Below are 7,743 nucleotides of genomic sequence, written 5' to 3'. Positions count from 1 at the left end.
GGTGCTGGCCGCGGGGACGGCCGCGGCCTTCGCGCTGCCCGCGTCGGCGCAACCCGCACCCATGGATGTCGACCCCGGCATGGTCCAGGCCATGGAGCGGGACCTGGGCCTGAGCGGAGCGCAGGCGGAGCAGCGGTTGCGCAGTGAGGCGGCGGCCCGCGCCGTCGACGAGACCGTCCGCGCGGAGCTCGGGGACAGCTTCGGCGGTTCGTTCTACGACGCCGACAAGGGCGGACTCGTCGTGTCGGTGACCGACCCGGCACAGTTGCGCGAGGCGCGGGCGGCCGGTGCGCGGGCCCGGGTCGTCGACGACAGCGAGGCCGACCTGGAAGCGGCGGCCAACCGGTTGAACCGTGCCGAGAGCGACGCCCCCGATGCGGTGACCGGATGGTACGTCGACGTCGAGCGCAACTCGGTGGTCGTCACCACCACGCCGGGCACCGCGGCCGGGGCCGAGGACTTCGTCGCCTCCGCGGGGGTCGACGCCGACACCGCCGAGGTCGTGGAGTCCGCCGAGCGGCCGCGCGCCCTCATGGACGTCGTGGGCGGGAACGCCTACTACATGGGCAGTGGTGGGCGCTGCTCGGTCGGCTTCGCCGTGCACGGCGGGTTCGTCACCGCCGGGCACTGCGGCTCCACCGGTGAGTCGACCTCGCAGCCCAGCGGCACCTTCGCCGGCTCGTCGTTCCCGTACAACGACTACGCCTACGTCGAGACCGGTTCGGACGACATCCCGCGGCCGTACGTCAACACCTACAGCGGCACCAGGACGGTCTCCGGGTCGAGTGAGGCGCCGGTGGGCTCGTCGATCTGCCGGTCCGGTTCCACCACCGGCTGGCACTGCGGCACGGTCGAGGCCAAGAACCAGACCGTGCGCTACTCCCAGGGCGCCGTGTACGGCATGACCCGCACCGATGTCTGCGCCGAACCGGGCGACTCCGGTGGCTCGTTCATCTCGGGCAACCAGGCCCAGGGCATGACCTCCGGCGGCTCCGGCGACTGCACCTGGGGCGGCACCACCTACTTCCAGCCCGTCAACGAGGCACTCAACGCCTACGGACTCAGCCTGGTCACCGGCTGACCCCACTGACCGGCCGAACCGGTCGAGCCTGTCGGACCCGCCCGGTGGGGAACTCATCCCCACCGGGCGGGTCCGCGTCATCCTCCCGTCACCGTGCTCGCGCGGAGAGGTCGACACATGTCCGAACGACTCTCCAGAGCCCGGATCCGCGGTCGGATCCGGCACAATGCACGGTGCCGGAATTCTGACCGGGCCGCAGACGAACCGGGCCCACACAGGCCCGGACCGAGGAGGAGACGCGATGATCTTCATTACCGCCAAGTTCCGGGTGAAGCACGAGGACGCGGACCGCTGGCCCGAGATCGCGGCCGACTTCACCCGGGCGACCCGCGGTGAGCCGGGCTGCCTGTGGTTCGACTGGTCCCGCAGCATCGAGGACCCCGACGTCTACGTGCTGGTGGAGGCCTTCCGGGACGGTGAGGCCGGTGCGGCGCACGTCAACTCGGACCACTTCCGTGAGGCGCAGCGCACGCTGCCGCCGCACCTCGTGGAGACGCCCAAGGTGATCAACACCAACGTGGATCAGGACGACTGGTCCGAACTCGGGGAGATGGCCGTGCGGTGACACCGCCGGAGCCGGAGCCGGTCGGGACGACCGGGGAAGCGGCCGTCCCGACCGGACGGCGTCACAGGGCGCCGCGGGACCAGGGCCCGGTGACGGCGTAGGTCACGCCCGGGGTTTGGACGTTGAAGAACAGCACCTGCCCGTCCGGGCTGAACGTCGCCCCGGCGAGCTCGCTGGTGTTCCCGCTGTTCAGGGCGGCGAGGTCGAAGATCTCCCCGCGCGGGGTCAGCCCCCGCAGCATGTCCGGACCGCTGCCGTCCTCGCACAGCACCAGGCCGCCGCTGTTGGGGGAGACACACAGGTTGTCCGGGCTCTGCAGCAGGTCCGGGTCGGTGGATTCGTAGACCAGGATCAGCTGTCCGCCCGCCTCACCGGTGGGCCGGTACTGCCACACCTGTCCCAGACCGGCGTCCCCGCCACTGGTCGCGTTGACGAAGATCGAGCCGTCCCCGTACCAGGCGCCTTCCAGCCGGGCGAACACCGCCCCGCCCCGCTGCCGGCCCTGCCGGAACACGGCCAGCGAGTCGTCGCTGTCCGGGTCCGGGTCGGGGATGTCCACCCATTCCACCGGCAACGGCCTGCCGGCGCGCTGCCCCTGGCGCGTGTCGTGGCCCGGGTGGCCCGCGACGGCCAGCATCTGCAACCGTCCGCCCGCGCCCGGATTTCCCGGGACGTCCGGGACGAACCGGTAGAGCCCGGAGCTGCCGCGGTCCTCGGTCTGGTAGATGATGCCGGTGTCCGGGTCCACGGCCACCGCCTCGTGCGTGAACCGGCCCATCGCCCGGTGCGGCACCGGGTCCACCGGGCCGTCGGCGTCGGCGGGGACCTCGAACACGTAGCCGTGCGGGCGGTCGGAGTCGAGCCCGGTGAAGGTCTCCTCGCAGGACAGCCACGTGCCCCACGGGGTGGGTCCGCCCGCGCAGTTGCGGATGGTGCCCGCCAGACTGGAGAAGCTGCGCACCGGACGCATCGCCTCCCGGTCGAAGACCACGGTCGTGGTGCCGCCCGCGGCCGCGGGGTCGTAGTGCGGGTCCGCGAACGCGGGCCCGCCACTCTGCTCGTGGTTGCGCACGAGCCGGAGAGCACCGTCCGCGGCGGCGAACGCCGCCATCCCGTCGTGCCGCCCCGGTGTGGTCCCGCCGTCCGACAGCGGTGACCCCGTCCGCCCGAACTCCACGTAGGAGAAGCCCTCCGGCAGGAGCAGCTCGCCGTGCGGGGGCGCCGGCCGCAACGGGCCGTATCCCCCGTTGTCCGGAGCCACCACACCCCGGTTGTTGCCCACCCCGGGCCCGCCCGCGAGGGCGGCGGTGTTGCCCATGAGCGCGTGCAGCGCGGCGGCGGCGCCGATCGTGCCGGTGCCCGCCAGGAACCGCCTGCGGTTCACCGCGGCGGTGTCGCGCGTCTCGTCTGTCATCGGTCCTCCCACGAGGGTCGGTCGGTCGATCACCCCGGACCGAACCGCACGCGGGTGACATCGGCGTGAGCGCGGCGCGACCACCCGCTGACGATCAGGCCGACATCCCCCGCCGTCCCCGGTGTCTTCCCCCGGACCGCGGTGCACTGCTACCGTATTTTCGTGAGTTCGGAAATTTCCGAAAAGAAAGTAGGTAGTGGGATGACGACCGGGGCGGCGATCACGATCGAGAACCTGACCAAGAGCTACGGCGCCCGCCGCGGCGTCGTCGACCTCTCACTCCAGGTCCGCACCGGTGAGGTCCTCGGATTCCTCGGCCCCAACGGCGCGGGCAAGTCCACGACCATCCGGGTGCTGCTCGACCTGATCCGGCCGACCTCCGGACGGGTCCGGGTGCTGGGTGCCCACCCGCGCACCGACGCCGTCGCGCTCCACCGGCGGGTCGGCTATCTCGCCGGGGACGCCGCGCTCCCGATGCGGCAGACCGTGCAGGAGTGCCTGGCCTTCCTCGCCGCTCTCCGCGGTGGGGTGGATTCGTCCTCCGTCGACGAGCTCACCGAGCGGCTGGGGCTCGACCGCACAGCCCGGATCGGCGAGCTGTCCACGGGCAACCGGCGGAAGGTGGGACTGGCGCAGGCGCTGATGCACCGGCCGGAGCTGCTCGTCCTGGACGAACCGACGTCCGGCCTCGACCCCCTCGCGCAGCGCGTCTTCCTCGAACTCGTGCGTGAGGCGCGGCGGGACGGGCGGACGGTGTTCCTCTCCTCGCACGTCCTCAGCGAGATCGAGGCGGTCGCCGACCGGGTCGCGATCGTCCGGGAGGGGCGGCTCGTCTCCCTCGGTACGCTGGCCGATCTGCGCGCGCACACCGCCCTCGACGTCCGCATCGACTTCGACCCCGCCACCCCACCCGACCCGGCGGAGTTCCGGGACCTGCCGGGCGTGACCGACCTGGTGCTCACCGGGAGCACCCTCCGGTGCGGCGTCACCGGGGCGACCGACCCGTTGGTGAAGGCCGCCGCCCGCTACACCGTGGCGCGGATGACCGCCCGCGAACCCGACCTGGAGGAGCTGTTCCTCCGGCACTACGACGGACAGGAGGACGGTGACCATGTGGTCGCGTAACGTACTCACCCGTTCCCTGCGGGACGGCCGCCGTGCGCTGCTCGGCTGGACCGTGGCCGTCACCGCGCTCGCGATGCTCTACGGCAGCTTCCACACGCGGATGTCGCCGGGGATGGCCGACACCGTGCCGGAGGCGATGCGGGGCGCCTTCGGTTTCGACGACCTGGACTCGGCCGCCGGGTACCTCCAGTCCGCGCCGTTCGGCATCCTCGTGCCGCTGCTGGTGGTGTTCTTCGGCGCCGCCACGGGGGCGCGGGCGATCGCCGGGGACGAGGACAACGGCCTGCTGGGCCTGCTGCTCGCGCACCCGGTGAGCCGCAGGCGGCTGTTGCTGGAGCGGCTCGGCGCGCTGGCCGTCGGGGCCGGGGTGATCGGGCTCTGTCTGTTCGCCGGAATGCTGGTGATCCGGGACGCGGCCGACCTGGGCTCGGTTCCGGTCCGCGGCTTCGCCGCGCAGTCCGTGGCGGTCACGATGCTCGCGTTGTTCTTCGGCTGCGTGGCGGTCGCACTGGGCGCGGCGGGCGTGCGGTACGGGCCGGCTCTCGGTACCACCACGGGTGTGGGCCTCGTGTCGTACGTGCTCGACGCCTTCGGCCCGCAGTTCGACGCGGAGTGGCTGCGCCGCCTGTCGCCGTTCTACTACTACCTCGGTGGGGAGCCGTTGCGGTACGGCTTCCAGTGGACACACCTGGCGGTGCTCGCGCTCGCCTGCTGCCTGGTCACCGCCGTGGCTCTCCGGTGGTTCGACGCCCGGGACCTGCGCTGAGTCCCGCGGGGAGGTCGTCTGTGCCCCTCAGTCGGGGGTCCCGGTGTCCTCCCTGGTGGCGTACCAGCGGTCGATGAGGGCGGGCAGCTCCCGCATCAGGTAGGTGTAGAAGTCCCGCATCTCGGTGAGCCGCCGCCGGGCCCGGCTGTCGCCGTCGACCGCGTCGAGGCCGCGTTCGGCCGCGTCCCGCATGTACCCGATCATCGCGTTCTGCGTGGACATGAGCCGTGCCCAGCCGTCGTCGGGGAAGCGGTAGTGGGTCCGGCGGCTCCCGGGGGCGGGGACGGGCTCGATCAGCCCCACGGAGCCGAGTGACTTGATGGCGCCGGAGACCGACCCGGGCGAGGCGCCGAGCCGGTCGGCGATCTCCCCGGCCGTGATCGTCTCCTGCTCGCTGAACAGCAGCGCCGCCAGCACCCGCGAGGTCATCTTCTGCAACCCGGCCCGGGTGAGGGTCAGTGCCAGCTCCTCGGCGGAGGAGGACGCGTCGGCCACCGTGCCTGCCCCCTTCGTCCCGCACCGGGCGCGGGAGATCGGACGTCGCGGATGTTCGGCATTTCCGAAACCCGCGCACAGTCTACCGCGGTGCGGGAGCAGCGGTGATCGACGGGACCCGCCGGGGGCCGTTCCGGACGGGCGAACTCACCACTTGTTGTCGAGGAACTTCCCGTCGAAGGTGACCACCACCCGGTCGCCCTCCGGGGCCGGGCGCCGCGCGAGATCGACCCGGAAGTTGATCGCGCTCATGATGCCGTCACCGAACTCCTCGTGCACCAGTTCCTTCAACGCGGGCGCGTACACCGACAGCGCCTCGACGAACCGGTAGACCGTCGGGTCGGACATCAGCGCCTCGTCGGTGCCGCGGGCGGGTCGGGTCCGCAGACTCTCCGCGACGGCCTCCTCCAGGTCGAGCATCCGGCAGACCCGTCCGGCCTGCTCGGCCGTCATCGGGTGCTGACCCAGCAGCGCCGCGGTCGTCCACACCAGCGGGGTACCGAGTTCCTCGGCGATCGCCGACCAGGACACGCCTCGCCGGATCCGCGCCGCCTTGACCAACTCGGCGGCCTCGGCCCTGCTCATGATCGGGGTGGTCATCTCCTCGTGCTCCTTCGTGGACTGCGACGGACACGGCGGACGCCGCCAGTCTGCGCGCGCCCGGGGAACGCCGCCATCCCGGGAGACACCCGAAACGCGGTCTTCACACCACGGACGTGCGGTGCGGAGACGGTGACCCGCCCGCCCCCGCACCGTCACGGCACGGAAACGCGCGTCGTCGAAGCTCCGGGCGGACACCGCGGTCGGCACGTCCCACCGTCGGGTCGGTGTCGAGTCCGCGAGACCCGGACACGAGAGGGAAGCACATGTCGTACGTGAGCCCGAAGGAGTTCGTCGGCGCGATGGTCGACGCCGGGGAGGCGAAACTGCGGATGTCGACTCGGGACACCCTGATCCGCGCCTACATGGCGGGCGCGATACTCGCGCTCGCCGCCGCGTTCGCCGTCACCGTCACCGTCCAGACCGGCCAGGCGCTGGCCGGGGCGATCCTGTTCCCGGTGGGCTTCTGTCTGCTGTACCTGTTGGGCTTCGACCTGCTGACGGGCGTGTTCACGCTCGCGCCGCTGGCGTGGCTCGACGGACGGCCGGGGGCGCGCAAGCGGGCGGTGCTGCGCAACTGGGGGCTGGTGTTCACCGGGAACTTCGCCGGGGCGTTGACCGTGGCGCTGATGATGTCGGTGATCCTCACCGTCGGCTTCTCCGTGCCGCCGGACGCGGTCGGGGAGCGGCTCGGCGCCATCGGGGCGGACCGCACGGTCGGCTACGCCGACCACGGCGCCGCGGGGATGCTGACCCTGTTCCTGCGGGGCGTGCTGTGCAACTGGATGGTCTCCACGGGGGTGGTCGGGGCGCTGATGTCGACCTCGCTGCCGGGCAAGGTCGTCGCCATGTGGATGCCGGTCATGGTCTTCTTCTACATGGGCTTCGAGCACTCGGTCGTGAACATGTTCCTGTTCCCGACCGGGCTGATGCTCGGCGGGGACTTCTCGCTGGGCGACTACCTGCTCTGGAACGAACTCCCGACGGTCCTCGGCAACCTGGTCGGCGGGCTGGCCTTCGTCGGGCTCGTGCTGTACGTGACCTACGCCCGCACCGCCGGGCGTCAGAGGTTGACGACCCCCGAGCTGCCGCACCTGCCCGAGCGGGTGAGCGCGTGACCGTGTCCGGGCACAGGACTCCGGCAGCGCACCCCGCGTCGGTGGAGCGCCTATGATGGCAAGATCACCGGGTGGTGTCCGGCCCCCGCGGCCGGGCGTCCCGGGGTCGGGCGAGATCCAGCAGGAACAGGGGTGCGCATGCTCCGTCTCGGGCGGCACGAGTTCGCCGACGACGCGATGCTGACGATGGCGATCGTGAACCGCACGCCGGACTCCTTCTACGACCGGGGCGCCACCTGGGCCGACGACGCCGCCCGGGACCGGGTGCGGCAGGTCGTCGACGAGGGCGCCGACGTCGTCGACATCGGCGGTGTCAAGGCCGCGCCGGGGCCGGAGGTCGACGCCGCGGAGGAGCGGCGCCGGGTCGTGGACTTCGTCGCCCGCGTCCGGCACGAGTACCCGGACGTGGTGATCAGTGTCGACACCTGGCGGGCCGACGTCGCGCGGGCGGTGTGCGCCGAGGGCGCCGACCTGATCAACGACGCCTGGGGCGGGTACGACCCGGACCTGGCCGGGGTGGCCGCCGAGTTCGGCGCGGCCCTGGTGTGCGCGCACACCGGTGGTGTGACGCCGCGCACC

9 protein-coding genes are annotated in these 7,743 nt (G+C 72.2%); 6 read left to right on the top strand and 3 right to left on the bottom strand.

What is annotated here, in order from left to right; all coding sequences use genetic code 11:
- Position 1 precedes the first annotated feature (1 nt).
- Positions 2 to 1,081, top strand: a complete 1,080-nt coding sequence (locus SACHA_RS0112740; protein WP_019810381.1) for a S1 family peptidase — start codon at positions 2 to 4, stop codon at positions 1,079 to 1,081.
- A 241-nt stretch (positions 1,082 to 1,322) separates the two neighbouring features.
- Complete coding sequence (locus SACHA_RS0112735; protein WP_019810378.1) at positions 1,323 to 1,646, top strand: putative quinol monooxygenase; 324 nt, start codon at positions 1,323 to 1,325, stop codon at positions 1,644 to 1,646.
- Between the two features lie 61 nt (positions 1,647 to 1,707).
- Here the strand turns inward: SACHA_RS0112735 and SACHA_RS0112730 are convergent, their stop codons facing one another.
- On the bottom strand, positions 1,708 to 3,060 hold the full coding sequence (locus tag SACHA_RS0112730; protein ID WP_028663141.1) for a PhoX family protein: 1,353 nt from the start codon (positions 3,058 to 3,060) through the stop codon (positions 1,708 to 1,710).
- A 201-nt stretch (positions 3,061 to 3,261) separates the two neighbouring features.
- On the opposite strand from SACHA_RS0112730, the gene SACHA_RS0112725 reads away from it, so the two are divergent.
- Both SACHA_RS0112725 and SACHA_RS0112720 read left to right on the top strand, forming a co-directional pair.
- Complete coding sequence (locus tag SACHA_RS0112725; protein ID WP_019810376.1) at positions 3,262 to 4,185, top strand: ABC transporter ATP-binding protein; 924 nt, start codon at positions 3,262 to 3,264, stop codon at positions 4,183 to 4,185.
- Complete coding sequence (locus tag SACHA_RS0112720; protein WP_019810373.1) at positions 4,172 to 4,951, top strand: ABC transporter permease subunit; 780 nt, start codon at positions 4,172 to 4,174, stop codon at positions 4,949 to 4,951. The genes SACHA_RS0112725 and SACHA_RS0112720 overlap by 14 nt, the downstream gene beginning before the upstream one ends.
- 27 nt (positions 4,952 to 4,978) lie before the next feature.
- Here the strand turns inward: SACHA_RS0112720 and SACHA_RS0112715 are convergent, their stop codons facing one another.
- Positions 4,979 to 5,446 (bottom strand): GbsR/MarR family transcriptional regulator, encoded by a 468-nt coding sequence (locus SACHA_RS0112715; RefSeq protein WP_019810371.1) that lies wholly within the window; start codon positions 5,444 to 5,446, stop codon positions 4,979 to 4,981.
- Positions 5,447 to 5,593: 147 nt separating this feature from the next.
- Positions 5,594 to 6,046 carry a cyanase gene (gene cynS, locus SACHA_RS0112710; RefSeq protein ID WP_019810369.1) on the bottom strand — a complete coding sequence of 151 codons (453 nt, stop codon included), beginning with the start codon at positions 6,044 to 6,046 and terminating at the stop codon, positions 5,594 to 5,596.
- 227 nt (positions 6,047 to 6,273) lie between these two features.
- Between cynS and SACHA_RS0112705 the strand changes: the two genes are divergently transcribed.
- Together SACHA_RS0112705 and SACHA_RS21935 are read left to right on the top strand one after the other, a co-directional pair.
- Complete coding sequence (locus SACHA_RS0112705) at positions 6,274 to 7,164, top strand: formate/nitrite transporter family protein (RefSeq protein ID WP_232211867.1); 891 nt, start codon at positions 6,274 to 6,276, stop codon at positions 7,162 to 7,164.
- 138 nt (positions 7,165 to 7,302) lie between these two features.
- Positions 7,303 to 7,743: dihydropteroate synthase (locus SACHA_RS21935; protein ID WP_039738982.1), on the top strand; the 441-nt coding region annotated here is incomplete at its 3' end.

Source organism: Saccharomonospora halophila 8 (assembly GCF_000383775.1).
GTDB lineage: Bacteria > Actinomycetota > Actinomycetes > Mycobacteriales > Pseudonocardiaceae > Saccharomonospora > Saccharomonospora halophila.
This window is presented reverse-complemented; position numbering and strand designations above follow the sequence as displayed.

Excerpts from the sequence above, each read along its gene's own strand:
- SACHA_RS0112735 (WP_019810378.1), top strand. The coding sequence starts at position 1,323 with ATGATCTTCATTACCGCCAAGTTCCGGGTGAAGCACGAGGACGCGGAC.
- SACHA_RS0112730 (WP_028663141.1), bottom strand. The coding sequence starts at position 3,060 with ATGACAGACGAGACGCGCGACACCGCCGCGGTGAACCGCAGGCGGTTC.
- SACHA_RS0112725 (WP_019810376.1), top strand. The coding sequence starts at position 3,262 with ATGACGACCGGGGCGGCGATCACGATCGAGAACCTGACCAAGAGCTAC.
- SACHA_RS0112720 (WP_019810373.1), top strand. The coding sequence starts at position 4,172 with ATGTGGTCGCGTAACGTACTCACCCGTTCCCTGCGGGACGGCCGCCGT.
- cynS (WP_019810369.1), bottom strand. The coding sequence starts at position 6,046 with ATGACCACCCCGATCATGAGCAGGGCCGAGGCCGCCGAGTTGGTCAAG.